Source organism: Sphingomonas sp. Ant20 (assembly GCF_000783375.1).
In the GTDB taxonomy this organism is placed as follows: domain Bacteria; phylum Pseudomonadota; class Alphaproteobacteria; order Sphingomonadales; family Sphingomonadaceae; genus Sphingomonas; species Sphingomonas aerolata.
The window spans coordinates 1-17,381 of sequence record NZ_JRVI01000046.1; the positions used below are offsets into that span (position 1 = coordinate 1).

A 17,381-nucleotide genomic window follows, 5' to 3' on the forward strand; every position below is an offset into this window, starting at 1 on the left:
CTGAAGCTAGAGGATCATCCGATGGAGCCGGTGCCGGGCGCGTTTCCCGGCGGGTTCGTGATGGGCGCGAACCTTGCCTTCACGCGCGACGTCATCGCGCGCACGGGCCGGTTCGATACGCGGTTCGGCGCCGGCGCGCGGTTCGTGGCGGCGGAGGATACCGATTTCCTGTTCCGCGCGATCGCGGCCGGGGTGGTCGTGGCCTATGACCCCTATTTCGCCGTCGAGCATCATCATGGGCGCTGCCGGCCCGATCAGGTGATCGCGCTGCTCGCGGGCTATGGCTATGGCGACGGCGCGCTCTACGCCAAGCATATCTTGACCGACCGTCGAATCCTGGGCGCGATCCGCCGCGACCTTGGCGATGCGCTCGGCGAAATCCGCGCGGGGACGCGGCCCTTTCCCTATATCCGGCGCTTCCACAGCTTCCGCCTGCGCCACATGCTGCGCGGCTTTCTCGCTTTTGCGGGCGCCGAACTTACAGCGCGCGTACGGCTTTCACCCACACACGAAAAGGCCTGATGCCGCGGCGTCGCAGCATCAGCCTTTGATCATTCGTATCGATTGAGCCCGCAGGCTCAGGCGGTGATTACTTCGAGCGTTCGACCTGCTCGAACTCGAGCTCGACCGGGGTAGCGCGACCGAAGATCGACACCGACACCTTGACGCGGCTGCGGTCGAAATCGAGTTCCTCGACCAGACCATTGAAGCTCGCGAACGGACCGTCGAGCACCTTGACCTGATCGCCGATCTCGTAGTCGACCTTGACCTTCTGCTTGGGAGCGGCCGCGGCCTCTTCCTTGCTGTTCAGCATCCACGTGGCCTCAGCCTCGCTGATCGCCTGCGGCTTGCCCATGCTGCCGAGGAAGCCGGTCACCTTGGGGGTGTTCTTGACGAGGTGATAGACGTCGTCGTTCATGTTCAGCTTGGCGAGCACATAGCCCGGCATGAACTTACGCTCGACCGCGATCTTCTTGCCGCGGCGGGCCTCGGTGATCGTCTCGGTGGGGACTTCGATCTGCTCGACGAGCTGCTCGAGACCCATGCGGGTCGCCTCTGCCATGATCGAGTCGCGGACCTTGCCCTCGAAGCCCGAATAGGCGTGAATGATGTACCAGCGCGCCATGTGCGGACCTTATTGAGCGAGTTTCAGAAGGGCGGTGACGATCGCCTGAAGGATCGAGTCGACGCCGAAGAAGAAGAGCGCCAGGATCGTCGTCATGATGACGACCATCACCCCGGTCATGATCGTCTCGCGACGCGTCGGCCACGTAACCTTCGAGGTTTCGGTGCGGACCTGCCGGATGAATTCGAGTGGGGACGTTTTAGCCACGGTGCTGTTCGAACCCGCCTGATGGAGACATGAAAAGAAGCGAGGCATAGACCCATAACCCGCTCCCTGTGAAGGGTCGCCCCGTCAATAGGGCCCCGTCAAAGGGGTCGGGCATGCGTCCGTCTCGCTGTCGGATGGCGGCGCAGATAGCTTCCGCGCCGACGGAACGCAAGGGGCGGGGCGGCAGCGTCCGCCGGGCGGCCCTGTGATGGCCCGACTCGGCAGCGCGTACGCCGCGATGCACCAGCCTTTCGCACACGGTTAAAAGCATAAGGGGATGCGTAGGAGGCGGGACCGGAAGGCGCGGGGGCGGGCGGTTGCGCCCTCTCCCCCGCCGGCCGTCAACCGGTGCCGGTCTTGCCGGCGGCGCTCTCCTGCGTTTCTGTTATGTTTGCCGGCGTGACGGACCGACATCGGTATATCAGCGCGCAGACCCAAAAAAAGGCCGGTCAAAGACCGGCCGTAAAAGTTTTAGGAGAGGATGCCTGAAAGGCACAGTCTTTGTGCATCGCAGCAGCGAATTTCACAACTGCGCAAATTGCATTATGAAATGCGTTTTGTGCAATCGTGACAGGCGCAGTACGTCGGCCGCTGACCAATGGGTAACGGCAGCTGTCGATCGGCGATGTGAGAAGATCTGGCAGGAGTGCTCGGATTCGAACCGAGGGCCTTCGGTTTTGGAGACCGACGCTCTAACCAACTGAGCTACACTCCTGTGCGGTGGCGGGCTCTAGCGCCATGTCCGCGGCAGGGCAAGCACCTGTTCATGCCCGACGCACGATTGTCGAACGTGCAACCAATCTGGCGTCGGGTTCAGGGCAGGGTGGGGTGATCCCCGTGTTGACCGCGGCTGACTCCTGACCTATAGGCGCGCCCTGTTCTTCGGGAGTCTTTCCCGCCGGGCATGCTTGAACATTGCTGGATGCATTCCAGGGCCTGAGGAGCGTTTTGCGCTTCCTAGGGTCCTTTTTGTATTCTCAGGCGCCTCAATGGCTCCAGCAAAGTAACCATTTGAAAGGTGAAGGCTTCAATGCCGACGATCAACCAGCTGGTCCGCAAGGGCCGCGATCCGCAGAAGGCCAAGTCGAAGGTCCCTGCGATGGAAGCCAACCCGCAGAAGCGCGGCGTTTGCACCCGCGTCTACACGACGACCCCGAAGAAGCCGAACTCGGCTCTGCGCAAGGTGGCCAAGGTTCGCCTGACCAACCAGCGCGAAGTCATCAGCTACATCCCGGGCGAGGGCCACAATCTTCAGGAGCATTCGGTTGTCCTGATCCGTGGCGGTCGTGTCCGCGATCTTCCCGGTGTTCGCTATCACGTCCTGCGCGGCGTGCTCGATACACAGGGTGTGAAGGACCGGCGTCAGTCGCGTTCCAAGTACGGCGCCAAGCGTCCGAAGTAAGCCGATCAATGCCAACCGACGCAAGTCGGCACTGGTATGTTTGATCACACAGGCTGAAGTTTAGAAGGAATATAAAATGGCACGTCGTCGTCGTCCCGAAAAGCGGGTCATCCTGCCTGATCCCAAGTTCGGGGATGAGGTTCTGTCGAAGTTCATGAACAGCGTCATGCTGGACGGCAAGAAGTCCGTCGCAGAGCTGATCGTGTACGGTGCATTCGAAACCGTCGAGAGCCGCGCCAAGCGCGACCCGATCGGCGTTTTTCACGATGCGCTCAACAACGTGAAGCCGGGCATCGAAGTCCGTTCGCGTCGCGTCGGTGGTGCAACCTACCAGGTTCCCGTCGAAGTGCGTCCCGAGCGTGCACAGGCGCTGGCAATCCGCTGGCTGATCGGTGCGGCACGTTCGCGCAGCGAGAACACGATGGCCGCACGGCTGTCGGGCGAGCTGATGGACGCGGCCAACAACCGCGGCAACGCGGTCAAGAAGCGCGAAGACACGCACCGGATGGCAGAAGCCAACCGTGCATTCTCGCACTACCGCTGGTAACAGCGGGCTTCGAAGCCTAGCATTGGTAACCGTGTCACGGGCGGTCTTTCGCCCGTAACGCAAACACCTATATATTGGGGAGCCGGCACGTTCGGCTCCCCATATCCTTAAGGAAGCACGATCATGGCCCGCAGCCATCCGCTCGACCGTTACCGCAACATCGGCATCATGGCGCACATCGACGCCGGCAAGACGACGACGACCGAGCGCATCCTCTATTACACCGGCAAGTCCTACAAGATCGGCGAAGTGCATGAAGGCACCGCGACGATGGACTGGATGGAGCAGGAGCAGGAGCGCGGGATCACGATCACGTCGGCTGCAACCACCTGCAAGTGGCGCGCCGAAGAAGGTAAGGGTGAAGAGCACCTTATCAACATCATCGACACCCCGGGCCACGTCGATTTCACGATCGAAGTCGAGCGTTCGCTGCGCGTCCTCGACGGCGCGGTCGCGTGCTTCGACGGCGTTGCCGGTGTCGAGCCGCAGTCCGAGACCGTGTGGCGTCAGGCTGACAAGTACGGCGTGCCGCGCATGTGCTTCGTCAACAAGCTCGACCGCACCGGTGCCGACTTCTACTTCTGCGTCGACTCGATCATCGAGCGTCTCGGTGCGCGCCCGGCGGTCCTGTACCTGCCGATCGGCATGGAAGGCGGCTTCAAGGGCCTGGTCGACCTCGTCGAGAACCGCGCGATCATCTGGCTCGAAGAGAGCCTGGGCGCGAAGTTCGAATATCAGGACATCCCGGCGGACATGGCCGACAAGGCCGCGAAGTATCGCAGCGACCTGATCGAGATGGCTGTCGAGCAGGACGATGCTCTGATGGAAGCCTATCTTGAGGGTAACGAGCCCAGCGTCGCCGACCTCAAGAAGCTGATCCGCAAGGGTACGCTCAGCATGGCGTTCGTCCCCGTGGTCTGCGGTTCGGCGTTCAAGAACAAGGGCGTCCAGCCCCTGCTCGACGCCGTGGTCGACTATCTGCCGTCGCCGCTCGACGTTCCCGCGATTCAGGGTCTGAAGCTCGACGGCGTGACGCCGGACGAGCGTCCTTCGTCGGACGAGGTTCCGTTCTCGGCACTGGCGTTCAAGATCATGAACGATCCGTTCGTCGGCACGCTGACCTTCGCCCGCATCTATTCGGGCAAGCTGGAGACCGCATCGCAGGTCACCAACTCGGTCAAGGACAAGAAGGAAAAGGTCGGCCGCATGCTGCTCATGCATGCGAACAGCCGTGAGGACATCCAGGAAGCGTTCGCGGGCGACATCGTCGCTCTCGCAGGCCTCAAGGACACCACGACGGGCGACACGCTTTGCGCGATGAACGCACCGATCATCCTCGAGCGGATGGAATTCCCCGAGCCCGTGATCGAGCTGTCGGTGGAGCCGAAGACCAAGGCCGACCAGGAGAAGATGGGCGTCGCGCTCAATCGTCTCGCACGCGAGGATCCCTCGTTCCGCGTGTCGTCGGACCCCGAGTCGGGCCAGACCATCATCAAGGGCATGGGCGAGCTCCATCTCGAGATCCTGGTCGACCGCATGAAGCGCGAGTTCAAGGTCGAGGCCAATGTCGGCGCTCCTCAGGTCGCGTATCGCGAATATCTGAAGAAGCCGGTCGACGTCGACTACACGCACAAGAAGCAGTCGGGCGGCACCGGCCAGTTCGGTCGCGTGAAGGTCAAGGTCACGCCGGGCGAGCGCGGTTCGGGCATCACGTTCAAGGACGAGATCAAGGGCGGCAACATTCCGAAGGAATATCTGCCCGCGATCGAGAAGGGCTTCCGCGAGACCGCTGCTTCGGGTTCGCTGGTCGGCTTCCCGATCATCGATTTCGAGATCGTGCTGTATGACGGCGCGTATCACGACGTCGACTCGTCGGCTCTGGCGTTCGAAATCTGTGCACGTGGCGCAATGCGCGAAGTGGCGCAGAAGTCGGGCATCACGCTGCTCGAGCCGGTCATGAAGGTTGAGGTCGTCACCCCGGAGGACTATCTGGGCGACGTCATCGGCGACATGAACAGCCGTCGTGGCCAGATCCAGGGCACCGACAGCCGCGGCAACGCGCAGACGGTCGAGGCGATGGTGCCGCTGGCCAACATGTTCGGCTATGTGAACTCGCTCCGCTCGTTCACGCAGGGCCGCGCGCAATACTCGATGCAGTTCTCGCATTATGATGAAGTGCCGCAGAACGTCGCTGACGAGGTGAAGGCGAAACTGGCCTAACCCTTTAAGGAGGTAGGGCTAGCGTCAGGCTTTAACAGCCGCTATGGGGCCGCGTTCGCGCGGTTCCCGGTGTGGCACCGGAATACGAATCAGAAGGTAGGAAACAATGGCCAAGGCAAAATTTGAGCGGAACAAGCCGCATCTCAACATCGGCACCATCGGTCACGTCGATCATGGCAAGACGTCGCTCACCGCTGCGATCACGAAGGTTCTGGCAGAGACGACCGGCGGTACCGCTGTCGACTTCGCAAACATCGACAAGGCACCCGAGGAGCGCGAGCGCGGCATCACGATCTCGACCGCACACGTCGAGTACGAGACGGCCAACCGTCACTACGCGCACGTCGATTGCCCGGGCCACGCCGATTATGTGAAGAACATGATCACCGGCGCAGCCCAGATGGACGGCGCGATCCTCGTCGTTTCGGCGACCGATGGCCCGATGCCGCAGACCCGTGAGCACATCCTGCTCGCACGCCAGGTCGGCGTGCCCGCAATGGTCGTGTTCATGAACAAGGTTGACCTGGTCGACGACGAGGAAATCCTCGAGCTGGTCGAGATGGAAATCCGCGAGCTGCTCAGCTCGTACGACTTCCCGGGCGACGACATCCCCGTCATCAAGGGTTCGGCAACCTGCGCGCTGTCGGGTTCGAACCAGAAGCTCGGCGCCGACGCCGTCACCGAGCTGATGCAGGCCGTCGACGACTACATCCCGCAGCCCGAGCGTCCGCTCGACAAGCCGTTCATGATGCCGATCGAGGACGTGTTCTCGATCTCGGGTCGTGGTACGGTCGTCACCGGCCGCGTCGAGACCGGCATCGTCAAGGTTGGCGAGGAAGTCGAGATCGTCGGTATCCACCCGACCGTTCGCAAGACCACGGTCACGGGCGTCGAGATGTTCCGCAAGCTGCTCGACCAGGGCCAGGCTGGCGATAACGTCGGCGCGCTGATCCGCGGCGTCGCTCGCGACGAAGTCGAGCGTGGCCAGGTGCTCTGCAAGCCGGGCACGATCAAGCCGCACACCGACTTCAATTCGGAAGTGTACGTGCTGTCGAAGGAAGAGGGTGGCCGTCACACGCCGTTCTTCGCCAACTACCGCCCGCAGTTCTACTTCCGTACGACGGACGTGACCGGCACCGTCGAGCTGCCTGAGGGCACCGAGATGGTCATGCCAGGCGACAACGTGTCGCTCGGCATCAAGCTGATCGCACCGATCGCCATGGACGTGGGCCAGCGCTTCACGATCCGCGAAGGCGGCCGTACCGTCGGTGCAGGCGTCGTCAGCCAGATCGACAAGTAAGCATCCGCTCCTTCGGGAGATGATCGAAAAGAGCCCGGCTTCTCGCGAGAGAGGCCGGGCTTTTTTCGTGTTTGGACGTGCTAAAGTTGGAAATCCGGCTAGCTGCAATATTTGCCTCATGCTTGCGCACGTTGTTGCGAGATCTGCCACTAGGCGGACGACGAGCCCGGCAGTTATCCCTTGACCAAGGCCGAACAGTGCGATGTCCAAACCAGGTCGTCAGTTCATTTCTAGGATTGTTGCTGCTTGTGACATAGATGCGGAACGATATTCGCAGACTGGGGGCCCTGCCTATGGAGCATGACTACACGGCGCTAGGGCTATCGCTTGATGCAGGCAGCTGGGCCGATTGGTTCGCGGGCACCATGTCTCTCGGGGCGGTCGTTACTGCCCTTATGGGCTACTGGGTCGTTCACCGGCAGCGGGTCGCAGACCTTAACGATCGAGAAAAGCGCGTTGCAGAATCGGTCGGTTGGAACGCTCTTCAAACTTTCAACGATACCGCGACTATCGCAAAACATCTGAAGGAGAGCCTGGAGGCTGATGTCGACGTCAGGTTTCAGGGGCGGAAATTTGCACGCGTGCGTCCACTCGGAATACCGAGCAAGCCCACCGCCGATTTGAACCAGGAAGAGGTCGGCCTTTTGCTGAAAGCGAGAGCGCCAGAATTGTTGATGGAGCTTCAAGATGCGATCGCGCGCTATGACTCAATCCGCTTTGCTATGCAGGAATATAAAAAGTCGGCATGAGGCACTCTATCAATTAATGCCGACACCGATTGCAACGGACGGTGCTCGTATGACACACGAGCTGACGAGAGAAGAGCATGACAAGGTGACGCCCTACGCGGTCATGCTCGATGTTTTGCTGGAAAGCATCATCGATTTGGTTGCGGAGGGAGTTGAGAAGGGGGCTTCTCTATTGATTCTTTATGGTGGCGCCGTGAAGGTCTACTTCGGGGCGTGGCACTTGGAATTCTCAAAAGACGTTGCCGTAGCCGATCTGACCGTGTTCCGATCGATGCCGTTGGATCGTTCTAAGGTGTCGCCTTAGGTGTTTAGCCTGATGCGAAATGCGCTGCGACTGCCATCAGAGACGGCAGCATGCTGCGGAAAAACCGAGGCCCCCCCGGTTGCATTTCACCCGACTCTCCCGTAATGGCCCGCCTTCGGTTTAAACATCAACCAGCAAGAGCCCGGAAACGGGCCCGCTCTTTCGCATCGGTAGGGACTATGGACAGCAATATCCGCATTCGTCTGAAGGCGTTCGATCACCGTGTGCTCGATCAGGCCACTGGCGACATCGCCGACACCGCACGCCGCACCGGCGCGCTCATCCGCGGTCCGATTCCCCTTCCGACGCGCATCGAAAAATTCACCGTGAACCGCGGCCCGCACATCGACAAGAAGTCGCGCGAGCAGTTCGAGGTGCGCACGTACAAGCGTATGCTGGATATCGTCCAGCCGACGCCGCAGACGGTCGATGCGCTGATGAAGCTGGACCTCGCCGCTGGCGTTGACGTCGAGATCAAGCTCGCCTAAGGGCGAGCGCGGCGCGGTCGACCGGTAACGGTCCCGCGCCGTTCGACATTGGGATACCGCCGTCGGTGCAAACTGACGGGGCAGCGTCCCCCGTCACGTTCCTGCTTTCGCAGGAACACCAGCCCGGGACGGGGCGCGTTTCGTATTTACCGGGTTGATCCGACTCCATTCAGGGCTTTTGCCGGGGATGGGGTCAGGTGGATGCATCATGGAGCTTGCTCCGGACATGGTCCGCAAGCCCCCGAGGAATAGTCCGACGGGGCCTCTGTCTAGGAAGGGACAAGATCATGCGTACTGGCGTGATCGCGAAGAAGATGGGGATGACCCGCCTGTTCCAGGAAGATGGTCGGCATGTGCCGGTCACCGTTCTGGCACTTGAAGGCAATCAGGTCATTTCCGTTCGCGAAATGGATCGTGACGGCTACACCGCCGTCCAGCTTGGTGCAGGCGTTGCCAAGTCGAAGAATGTCGCAAAGCCGCAGCGCGGCCATTTCGGCAAGGCCGAAGTGGAGCCCAAGGCTGTCGTCCATGAGTTCCGTGTGAACGCAGACGGCCTGCTCGACGTTGGCGCCGAGATCTCGGCCGACCATTATGTCGCAGGCCAGATCGTCGATATCCAGGGCAAGACCCAGGGTAAGGGCTTCCAGGGCGGCATGAAGCGTTGGGGCTTCGGCGGTCTGCGGGCAACCCACGGCGTGTCGGTCTCGCACCGTTCGCTCGGTTCGACCGGTCAGCGCCAGGATCCGGGCAAGGTCTTCAAGAACAAGAAGATGGCCGGCCACATGGGCGACAAGTATCGCACCCAGCAGAACCTCGAGATCGTATCGACGGACGTCGAGCGTGGTCTCCTGTTCGTCAAGGGTTCGGTTCCTGGCTCCAAGGGCGGCTGGCTCTTCGTCAAGGACTCGGTCAAGGTCGCGCGCCACGCCGACGCACCGTTCCCCGCCGGTCTCAGGACCGCCAACAGCAACACCGCAGCAGACACGCCGGCCGAAACGACCGACGCACCTGCAGCCGACGGCCAGGAGGGCTGAGCGTGAAGATCAAGCTTTCATCTTTCGCCGGCACCGAGGGCGCGGACATCGAGCTCAACGACGAGATCTTCGGTCTCGATCCGCGCGCCGACATCCTGCACCGTGTGGTCACCTGGCAGCTCGAGAAGCGTCGCGAGACGGCTCGTGGCACCCGTGAGCGTGCAGACGTCGCTCGCACCGGCAAGAAGTTCGGTCGCCAGAAGGGCGGCGGTACCGCACGTCACGGCGATCGCCGCGCACCCGTGTTCATCGGTGGTGGTAAGGCTCACGGCGCTCGCGTCCGTGACTTCAACCCGTCGCTGAACAAGAAGGTTCGCGCGCTCGGTCTGCGCATGGCGCTCAGCAGCCACGCTAAGGCGGGTTCGCTGGTCATCATGGACAGCCTGGCTGTCGAGGGTGGCAAGACCAAGACGCTGCAGGGCGATCTCGCCAAGCTCGGCTTCGGCAAGCGTCCGCTCGTCATCGACGGCGACATGGTCGACACCAGCTTCGCATTCGCTGCGGGCAACCTGTACGAAGTGAACGTGATGCCGGCAGCCGGCGCCAACGTTTACGACATCCTGAAGCATGACACGCTGGTGCTGACGCGCGCCGCTGTCGAAAAGCTGGAGGCGCGCTTCCATGGCTAAGAAGCAGAAGGCGGGCATCGATAATCGTCATTACGACGTTATCCTGGCCCCGCACATCACCGAGAAGACGACGACTCTGTCGGAGCACAACGCGGTGGTGTTCAAGGTGTCCAACGACGCCACGAAGCCCGAGATCAAGGCGGCCGTAGAGGCGCTGTTCGACGTGAACGTCGTCGGCGTGAACACGCTCGTCCAGAAGGGCAAGACCAAGAAGTGGAAGGGCACGAACTACTCGCGCTCCGACATGAAAAAGGCAATCGTGACGTTGAAGGACGGTCAGTCCATCGACGTGACGACGGGGATCTGAGGCCATGGCACTCAAGCATTATAATCCGACATCGCCGGCACGCCGCGGTCTCATCCTGGTCGACAAGTCGTCGCTCTGGAAGGGCAAGCCCGTCAAGGCGCTGACCGAAGGCAAGCACAAGACCGGCGGTCGTAACAACAAGGGTCATGTAACCTCGCGCGGCATCGCCGGCGGTCACAAGCAGAAGTACCGCTACATCGACTTCAAGCGTCGCAAGTGGGACGTCGAAGGCACTGTCGAGCGGATCGAGTATGATCCCAACCGCACCGCGTTCATCGCCCTGGTCAAGTACCCGGACGAAGAGCTCGCCTACATCCTGGCGCCGCAGCGTCTGGCCGTTGGCGACAAGGTCCTCGCGGCCAAGAAGACCGACGTGAAGCCAGGCAATGCCATGGAACTCGGTCAGATGCCGGTCGGCACCATCGTCCACAACGTGGAGATGAAGCCGATGAAGGGTGGCCAGATCGCCCGTTCGGCCGGCACGTATGTGCAGGTCGTCGGTCGCGACAAGGGCATGGTGATGGTCCGCCTGAACTCGGGCGAGCAGCGCTACATCCGCAGCGATTGCATGGCGACGGTTGGCGCGGTTTCGAACCCCGACAATCAGAACCAGAACCTGGGCAAGGCAGGGCGTTCGCGCTGGCTTGGTATTCGTCCGCTGACGCGCGGCGTCGCCAAGAACCCGGTCGACCATCCGCACGGCGGTGGTGAAGGCCGCACCTCGGGTGGCCGTCATCCGGTCACGCCGTGGGGCAAGCCGACGAAGGGTGCGCGCACGCGTCACAACAAATCGACCGACAAGATGATCATCCGGTCGCGTCATTCGACGAAGAGGAAGGGCTAACATGGCTCGTTCAGTCTGGAAGGGTCCGTTCGTGGACCTTCATCTGCTCAAGAAGGCAGAAACCGCCCAGGACACCAACGCGCGTTCGCCGATCAAGACCTGGTCGCGTCGCTCGACGATCCTGCCGTCGTTCGTGGGCCTCACGTTCAACGTCTATAACGGCCGCAAGTTCGTGCCGGTCTCGGTCAACGAGGACATGGTCGGGATGAAGCTGGGCGAGTTCGCGCCCACGCGCTACTTCCCCGGCCACTCCGCCGACAAGAAGGGCAAGCGCTGATGTCTAAGCAAGTCAGCCCGCGCAAGGTCGCGGACAACGAGGCGCTTTCGGTCGGTACGCAGATCCGCGGTTCCGCACAGAAGCTCGGCCTCGTCGCTGCGCTCATCCGTGGCAAGAAGGTCGGCGATGCGATGAACATCCTCGCCTTCTCGACCAAGGGCATGGCGATCGAAGCCCGCAAGGTGTTGGCCTCGGCCATCGCCAATGCGGAGAACAACCACAACCTCGACGTCGACTCGCTGGTCGTCGCCGAGGCATCGGTTGGCAAGTCGATCACGATGAAGCGCTTCGCGACCCGCGGCCGCGGCAAGTCGACCCGCATCCTCAAGCCATTCAGCCGTCTGCGCATCGTCGTGCGCGAGCAGGAAGAAGCATAATGGGTCAGAAGAGCAACCCCATCGGTCTGCGTCTGCAGATCAACCGTACCTGGGATAGCCGCTGGTACGCCGAAGGCGCCGACTATGGTCGGCTCCTGCTCGAGGATCTCAAGATCCGCGCATATATCATGAAGACGCTGCCGCAGGCTGCGATCTCCAAGGTTGTGATCGAGCGTCCGGCCAAGCTGGCCCGCATCTCCATCTTCGCTGCACGCCCCGGCGTGATCATCGGCAAGAAGGGTGCGGACATCGAGAAGCTGCGTTCGACGATCGGCAAGATGACGTCGTCGACCGTGTCGCTGAACATCGTCGAGATCCGCAAGCCGGAAGTCGATGCGCGTCTCGTTGCACAGGGCATCGCCGATCAGCTCGAGCGTCGTATCGCCTTCCGTCGCGCCATGAAGCGTGCGGTTCAGTCGGCGATGCGTCTCGGTGCCGAAGGCATCCGCGTGAACTGCGGCGGCCGTCTTGGCGGCGCCGAGATCGCACGGTCGGAGAGCTATCGTGAGGGTCGGGTTCCGTTGCACACGCTGCGCGCGAACATCGATTATGCCGAGGCTACGGCGCACACGTCTTACGGCGTTTGCGGCGTGAAGGTCTGGGTCTTCAAGGGCGAGATTCTCGGCAACGATCCGACGTCGTACGACCGCATCATGATGGAGGCTCAGACCTCCGGCGTGCGGCCGCAGCGCGACGATCGTCGCTAAGGGGCAGGAACAGACATGCTGCAACCAAAAAAGACCAAGTTCCGGAAGGCCTTCAAGGGCAAGATTTCGGGCGACGCCAAGAGTGGCTTCTCGCTCAATTTCGGCTCCTACGGCCTGAAGGCCATGGAGCCCGACCGGATCACCGCACGCCAGATCGAGGCGGCCCGCCGCGCGATCACGCGTCACATGAAGCGCCAGGGGCGTTTGTGGATCCGCATTTTCCCAGACCTTCCGGTCTCGGGAAAGCCAGCCGAAGTCCGCATGGGTAAGGGCAAGGGCGCGCCGGAATATTGGGCCGCTCGCGTCAAGCCGGGTCGGATCCTGTTCGAGCTCGACGGCGTCGACGGCAAGATCGCCGCCGAGGCATTCGAGCGGGCGGCCATGAAGCTGCCGATCAAGGTAAAGGTCGTTGCCCGCCTGGGCGACACCTCGCATCTGGGAGGCGAGTAAGATCATGGCTCGTATCGACGACATGAAGGCCAAGAGCGACGACCAGCTGTCGGAGTCGCTTGGTGAACTGAAGCGCGAGCAGTTCAACCTGCGCTTCCAGGCCGCCACGAACCAGCTCGAAAAGCCGAGCCGCGTTCGTGAGGTCCGCCGCGACATCGCTCGCATCAAGACCCTGCAGGCTCAGCGCACCAGCGCTGACGCCGCGAAGTAAGGAACACATCATGCCGAAGCGCGTGCTGACCGGTCTGGTCGTGTCCGACAAGGGCGACAAGACGGTGGTCGTGACGTCGAGCGTAAGGTGAAGCACCCGCTCTACGGGAAGATCATCCGTCGCTCGAAGAAGTATCATGCTCATGACGAGAGCAACGAGTTCAAGCAGGGCGAGACCGTGCGGATCGAAGAGACCGCACCGATCTCCAAGCTGAAGACCTGGAAGGTGATCGAGCGGGTCAACACCCACGCGACGCCGGAGCGGGCTTCGGCCGAGGGCTGAATCAAACATGAGGGCAGGGGGGCAACTCCCTGCGCTCTTGTTTTCGTAAACGGGAACGGCTAAGCGGCCGCTCCTCCCCGCTGCGGATTCGTCCGCGGCGGGGTGATTTTTTAGGCGGGGTTCGGTCGGTATCGACCCCAGAGACAGAGAAGGGATACGGATCCATGATCCAGATGCAGTCCAATCTCGACGTCGCTGACAACAGCGGCGCGAAGCGGGTGCAGTGCATCAAGGTGCTTGGGGGTTCCAAGCGTCGTGTTGCAGGCGTTGGCGACATCATCGTCGTCAGCATCAAGGAAGCGCAGCCACGGGGCCGTGTGAAGAAGGGCGACGTTCACCGCGCGGTGATCGTGCGTACCGCCAAGGATATCCGCCGTGCAGACGGTACGGTCATCCGCTTCGACGGCAACGCCGCGGTGCTGGTCAACAAGAACGAGGAGCCGATCGGCACCCGTATCTTCGGCCCAGTCGTTCGCGAGCTGCGTGGCAAGAAGCACATGAAGATCATCAGCCTTGCGCCGGAGGTGCTGTAATGGCGAGCCAGCGTATCAAGAAGGGTGACAAGGTCATCATCCTGTCCGGCAAGGACAAGGGCAAGACCGGCGAAGTCACGATGTCGATGCCGAAGACCGACAAGGTCGTCGTCTCGGGCGTGAACATCGCCGTGCGCCACACCAAGCCGACCCAGGGTGACCCGCAGGGTGGCCTGGTCCGCAAGGAAGCGCCGATGCACGTCTCGAAGGTCGCGCACGTGACCGCAGACGGCAAGCCGACCCGCGTCCGCTTCGAGGAGCAGGATGGCAAGAAGGTCCGTGTCGCCGTCAAGACCGGGGAGAAGATCAATGGTTGATCAGAACACCGCCGCTGGCGCCGAGGCCGCCTACACGCCGCGCATGCGGAAGATGTATGATGAGACGATCATCAAGGCGATGACGGAAAAGTTCGGCTACAAGAACGTCATGGAGATCCCCCGGATCGACAAGATCGTGCTGAACATGGGTGTCGGCGAGGCGACGCAGGACAAGAAGAAGGTCGACCAGGCAGCTCAGGAAATGGAGCTGATCGCCGGCCAGAAGCCCGTTGTGACCAAGGCCAAGAAGTCGATCGCGCAGTTCAAGCTGCGTGAGGGCATGCCGATCGGCGTGAAGGTTACCCTTCGCCGCGAGCGCATGTACGAGTTTCTTGACCGTTTCATCACGATCGCTCTTCCCCGCGTCCGCGATTTCCGCGGTCTCAACCCGAAGAGCTTCGATGGCCGTGGCAACTATGCCTGCGGTATCAAGGAGCAGATCGTGTTCCCAGAAATCAGCTATGACCGGGTCGACAAGGTCCGCGGCATGGATGTGATCGTGACGACGACCGCCAAGACCGACGACGAGGCTCGCGAGCTTCTCCGTCTCTTCGGCTTCCCGTTCCCGATCGAAGACGACGCTGCCGACGAGAAGAAGGCAGCTTAACTACCAACCGCCGCCCCTGACCTCGTGTCACGGGCGGCGCTTCAGGAAAGAAAGAACTTAAGTCGATGGCGAAACTGAGTTCAGTCAACAAGAACGAGCGCCGCAAGCGCATGGTCAAGCAGTATGCCCCGAAGTACGCGGCACTGAAGGCAATCGCAGCGGACAAGACGCTCGACGATGGTGAGCGTCTGATCGCTCGCCTCAAGATGGCGGCAATCCCGCGCAACGCGAACCCGACCCGCATCCGTAACCGGTGCGAGCTGACCGGTCGCCCGCGCGCTTATTACCGCAAGTTCCGGCTCTGCCGTATTCAGCTGCGCGATCTGGCCAACAAGGGCCTGATCCCCGGCGTCACGAAGTCGAGCTGGTAAGGACTACATCATGGCAGTGACCGATCCCCTGGGTGATTTGCTCACCCGTATCCGTAATGGCCAGCGCGCGAAGAAGGACTCCGTCCTGACTCCGGCGTCGAAGCTGCGCGTCCGCGTGCTCGACGTTCTGCAGCGTGAAGGTTATATCCGTGGCTATAGCGAAGAGCAGATGGGCCCCGCGGCCGGCCTTCGCATCGAGCTGAAGTATTTCGAGGGCCAACCTGCGATCAAGCATGTCGCGCGCGTCTCGAAGCCCGGCCGTCGCGTCTATTCCGGTTCGCAGGAACTTCCCCGCGTCCGCAACGGCCTCGGCATCACCATCGTCTCGACGCCCCGCGGCGTGCTTTCGGATTCCGAAGCACGTGAGCAGAACGTCGGCGGCGAAGTCCTCGCGGAGGTGTTCTGATGAGCCGTATTGGTAAGAAGCCGGTCACCGTACCGGCGGGCATCACGCCGACGATCGAGGGCAAGCAGCTGACGATGAAGGGCCCCAAGGGGACCCTGAAGATGCCGCTGCGCGACGAGATCAGCTACACGATCGAAGACGGCGGCATTTCGGTGCAGCCGGCCAACGACACCAAGCGCGCTCGCGCGTTCTGGGGCATGCAGCGGACCATGGTGCAGAACCTGGTCACCGGCGTGTCGGAAGGCTTCACCAAGAAGCTGCTGATCAGCGGCGTCGGCTATCGTGCCGCAGCCCAGGGTCGCAACCTCAAGCTGCAGCTCGGCTACAGCCATGACGTCAACATCGACGTGCCCGAGGGCATCGAGGTGAAGACGCCGGACAACACGACGATCGAGATCTCGGGTTCGGACAAGCAGATGGTTGGCCAGCTGGCCGCGGAGATTCGTCAGTGGCGCAAGCCCGAGCCGTACAAGGGCAAGGGCATCAAGTACGACGGCGAGTTCATCTTCCGCAAGGAAGGGAAGAAGAAGTAATGACCAAGGGACTTTCTCTTTTCGCCAAGCGGCGTCGCCGCAACCGTACCGCGCTGCGCGCACGCGCGGGCACCCGTCCTCGCCTGTCCGTGCATCGCTCGGGCAAGCACATCTATGCCCAGGTGATCGACGATGCCGCCGGCACGACGGTCGCTTCGGCCTCGACGCTGGAGAAGGACGTGCGCGGCACGTCCGGCGCCAACATCGACGCGGCGACTTCGGTCGGCAAGCGCGTCGCCGAGGCTGCCAAGCAGCGGGCGTGACCCAGGTCGTGTTCGATCGCGGCGGCTTCCTCTACCACGGTCGCGTGAAGGCTCTTGCCGATGCCGCGCGCGAAGCCGGATTGGAGTTCTAAGACATGGCTGACGAAAACAACACGCCAGCGGTAATCGCACCCGAGACGACCGCACAGGACGTCACGGCTCAGAACGTGCCCCAGAGCACCGGATACCAGGGCAACAGCGGCGGTGGCCGTGGTCGTCCGGGTGGCGGCGGCGGTGGCGGTCGTGGTGGCCCCGGCGGCAACCGTGGCGGCGGCCCCGGTGGCAACCGTGGTGGTCGCGATGGCGGTCGTGGCGGTCGTGACAATCGTGGCGGTCGTCCGGGTTCGGACGATGGCGGCGAAGAGCTGATCGAGAAGCTGGTGCACATCAACCGCGTCTCGAAGACGGTCAAGGGCGGCAAGCGCTTCGGCTTTGCAGCACTCGTCGTAGTCGGCGACGGCAAGGGCCGTGCAGGCTTCGGTCATGGCAAGGCACGCGAAGTGCCGGAAGCCATTTCGAAGGCGACGCAGCTGCCAAGAAGAAGATGGTTCGCGTTCCGCTCAAGGACGGTCGCACGCTGCATCATGACGGCAACGGTCACTTCGGTGCCGGCAAGGTCACGCTGCGGTCGGCGCCTCAGGGTACGGGCATCATCGCCGGTGGCCCGATGCGCGCCGTCTTCGAGTCGCTGGGTGTCGCAGACGTCGTGACCAAGTCGGTCGGCACGTCGAACCCCTACAACATGATCCGCGCAACGTTCGAAGCCCTTGGCGAGCAGACCTCGCCCAAGGCCGTCGCACAGCGTCGCGGCAAGAAGATCGCCGACCTGCTCGGCCATGGTGGTTCGAAGACCGCCGAGGCCGATGCAGCTGCGATCACGGAGTAAGCGA

General features: G+C 62.2%; 24 protein-coding genes, 1 tRNA gene and 4 pseudogenes. 26 read left to right on the forward strand and 3 right to left on the reverse strand.

Annotation, left to right across the window (positions count from 1 at the left end):
- Positions 1-522 (forward strand): annotated as a pseudogene (locus NI18_RS22190) (glycosyltransferase family 2 protein); the annotation flags it as partial.
- 67 nt (positions 523-589) lie between these two features.
- Here the strand turns inward: NI18_RS22190 and nusG are convergent.
- The 3 genes from nusG to NI18_RS07720 form a co-directional block, all read right to left on the reverse strand.
- The gene (gene nusG, locus NI18_RS07710; RefSeq protein ID WP_037529210.1) at positions 590-1,126 is read right to left on the reverse strand and encodes a transcription termination/antitermination protein NusG; all 537 of its coding nucleotides are present in this window, start codon (positions 1,124-1,126) and stop codon (positions 590-592) included.
- 9 nt (positions 1,127-1,135) lie between these two features.
- Positions 1,136-1,333: a preprotein translocase subunit SecE gene (secE, locus tag NI18_RS07715; RefSeq protein ID WP_031393770.1), complete on the reverse strand. Its 198-nt coding sequence runs from the start codon at positions 1,331-1,333 to the stop codon at positions 1,136-1,138.
- Between the two features lie 638 nt (positions 1,334-1,971).
- Positions 1,972-2,048 (reverse strand) — tRNA-Trp (locus NI18_RS07720).
- A 315-nt stretch (positions 2,049-2,363) separates the two neighbouring features.
- Between NI18_RS07720 and rpsL the strand changes: the two genes are divergently transcribed.
- The 25 genes and pseudogenes from rpsL to rpsE all read left to right on the forward strand — a co-directional run bounded on the left by rpsL (position 2,364) and on the right by rpsE (position 17,377).
- Complete coding sequence (rpsL, locus tag NI18_RS07725; RefSeq protein ID WP_010164594.1) at positions 2,364-2,735, forward strand: 30S ribosomal protein S12; 372 nt, start codon at positions 2,364-2,366, stop codon at positions 2,733-2,735.
- Positions 2,736-2,811: 76 nt separating this feature from the next.
- Entirely contained in the window at positions 2,812-3,282 is a 471-nt protein-coding gene (rpsG, locus tag NI18_RS07730) for a 30S ribosomal protein S7 (protein ID WP_031393769.1), read from the forward strand.
- Between the two features lie 123 nt (positions 3,283-3,405).
- Positions 3,406-5,502, forward strand: a complete 2,097-nt coding sequence (fusA, locus tag NI18_RS07735; RefSeq protein ID WP_031393768.1) for an elongation factor G — start codon at positions 3,406-3,408, stop codon at positions 5,500-5,502.
- Between the two features lie 106 nt (positions 5,503-5,608).
- Positions 5,609-6,802, forward strand: a complete 1,194-nt coding sequence (gene tuf / locus NI18_RS07740) for an elongation factor Tu (RefSeq protein ID WP_031393767.1) — start codon at positions 5,609-5,611, stop codon at positions 6,800-6,802.
- A 293-nt stretch (positions 6,803-7,095) separates the two neighbouring features.
- Positions 7,096-7,551, forward strand: a complete 456-nt coding sequence (locus NI18_RS07745; RefSeq protein WP_128082128.1) for a hypothetical protein — start codon at positions 7,096-7,098, stop codon at positions 7,549-7,551.
- Between the two features lie 49 nt (positions 7,552-7,600).
- Positions 7,601-7,855, forward strand: coding sequence for a hypothetical protein (locus NI18_RS07750; protein WP_037529214.1), 255 nt, complete (start codon positions 7,601-7,603; stop codon positions 7,853-7,855).
- 179 nt (positions 7,856-8,034) lie between these two features.
- Positions 8,035-8,343, forward strand: a complete 309-nt coding sequence (rpsJ, locus tag NI18_RS07755) for a 30S ribosomal protein S10 (protein WP_007406109.1) — start codon at positions 8,035-8,037, stop codon at positions 8,341-8,343.
- 287 nt (positions 8,344-8,630) lie between these two features.
- On the forward strand, positions 8,631-9,377 hold the full coding sequence (gene rplC / locus NI18_RS07760) for a 50S ribosomal protein L3 (RefSeq protein ID WP_037529216.1): 747 nt from the start codon (positions 8,631-8,633) through the stop codon (positions 9,375-9,377).
- Between the two features lie 2 nt (positions 9,378-9,379).
- Entirely contained in the window at positions 9,380-10,006 is a 627-nt protein-coding gene (gene rplD, locus NI18_RS07765) for a 50S ribosomal protein L4 (protein WP_037529218.1), read from the forward strand.
- The gene (locus tag NI18_RS07770; RefSeq protein ID WP_031393763.1) at positions 9,999-10,313 is read left to right on the forward strand and encodes a 50S ribosomal protein L23; all 315 of its coding nucleotides are present in this window, start codon (positions 9,999-10,001) and stop codon (positions 10,311-10,313) included. The genes rplD and NI18_RS07770 overlap by 8 nt, the downstream gene beginning before the upstream one ends.
- A gap of 4 nt (positions 10,314-10,317) precedes the next feature.
- The gene (gene rplB / locus NI18_RS07775; RefSeq protein WP_031393762.1) at positions 10,318-11,157 is read left to right on the forward strand and encodes a 50S ribosomal protein L2; all 840 of its coding nucleotides are present in this window, start codon (positions 10,318-10,320) and stop codon (positions 11,155-11,157) included.
- Position 11,158: 1 nt separating this feature from the next.
- Positions 11,159-11,434, forward strand: a complete 276-nt coding sequence (rpsS, locus tag NI18_RS07780) for a 30S ribosomal protein S19 (protein ID WP_031393761.1) — start codon at positions 11,159-11,161, stop codon at positions 11,432-11,434.
- Complete coding sequence (gene rplV / locus NI18_RS07785) at positions 11,434-11,811, forward strand: 50S ribosomal protein L22 (RefSeq protein WP_037529220.1); 378 nt, start codon at positions 11,434-11,436, stop codon at positions 11,809-11,811. The genes rpsS and rplV overlap by 1 nt, the downstream gene beginning before the upstream one ends.
- Complete coding sequence (rpsC, locus tag NI18_RS07790) at positions 11,811-12,518, forward strand: 30S ribosomal protein S3 (RefSeq protein ID WP_031393759.1); 708 nt, start codon at positions 11,811-11,813, stop codon at positions 12,516-12,518. The genes rplV and rpsC overlap by 1 nt, the downstream gene beginning before the upstream one ends.
- A 15-nt stretch (positions 12,519-12,533) precedes the next feature.
- A complete protein-coding gene (gene rplP / locus NI18_RS07795) occupies positions 12,534-12,968 on the forward strand; it encodes a 50S ribosomal protein L16 (RefSeq protein WP_031393758.1) in 435 nt (144 codons plus the stop codon).
- A gap of 4 nt (positions 12,969-12,972) precedes the next feature.
- Positions 12,973-13,179, forward strand: coding sequence for a 50S ribosomal protein L29 (gene rpmC / locus NI18_RS07800; RefSeq protein ID WP_031393757.1), 207 nt, complete (start codon positions 12,973-12,975; stop codon positions 13,177-13,179).
- Positions 13,180-13,189: 10 nt separating this feature from the next.
- Positions 13,190-13,461: pseudogene (gene rpsQ, locus NI18_RS07805) on the forward strand (30S ribosomal protein S17).
- A 164-nt stretch (positions 13,462-13,625) separates the two neighbouring features.
- Positions 13,626-13,994, forward strand: a complete 369-nt coding sequence (gene rplN, locus NI18_RS07810; protein WP_031393755.1) for a 50S ribosomal protein L14 — start codon at positions 13,626-13,628, stop codon at positions 13,992-13,994.
- Positions 13,994-14,311 carry a 50S ribosomal protein L24 gene (rplX, locus tag NI18_RS07815; RefSeq protein WP_031393754.1) on the forward strand — a complete coding sequence of 106 codons (318 nt, stop codon included), beginning with the start codon at positions 13,994-13,996 and terminating at the stop codon, positions 14,309-14,311. Before rplN ends, rplX begins: the two co-directional genes overlap by 1 nt.
- Positions 14,304-14,918, forward strand: coding sequence for a 50S ribosomal protein L5 (gene rplE, locus NI18_RS07820; protein WP_037529226.1), 615 nt, complete (start codon positions 14,304-14,306; stop codon positions 14,916-14,918). Before rplX ends, rplE begins: the two co-directional genes overlap by 8 nt.
- A gap of 65 nt (positions 14,919-14,983) precedes the next feature.
- Positions 14,984-15,289 carry a 30S ribosomal protein S14 gene (rpsN, locus tag NI18_RS07825; RefSeq protein ID WP_031393752.1) on the forward strand — a complete coding sequence of 102 codons (306 nt, stop codon included), beginning with the start codon at positions 14,984-14,986 and terminating at the stop codon, positions 15,287-15,289.
- Positions 15,290-15,299: 10 nt separating this feature from the next.
- Positions 15,300-15,695, forward strand: a complete 396-nt coding sequence (gene rpsH, locus NI18_RS07830; protein WP_031393751.1) for a 30S ribosomal protein S8 — start codon at positions 15,300-15,302, stop codon at positions 15,693-15,695.
- Entirely contained in the window at positions 15,695-16,228 is a 534-nt protein-coding gene (rplF, locus tag NI18_RS07835) for a 50S ribosomal protein L6 (RefSeq protein WP_031393750.1), read from the forward strand. The genes rpsH and rplF overlap by 1 nt, the downstream gene beginning before the upstream one ends.
- Positions 16,228-16,583: pseudogene (gene rplR / locus NI18_RS07840) on the forward strand (50S ribosomal protein L18). The gene rplF and the pseudogene rplR overlap by 1 nt, the downstream one beginning before the upstream one ends.
- A gap of 3 nt (positions 16,584-16,586) precedes the next feature.
- Positions 16,587-17,377: pseudogene (gene rpsE / locus NI18_RS07845) on the forward strand (30S ribosomal protein S5).
- The last annotated feature ends 4 nt before the right edge of the window (positions 17,378-17,381 follow it).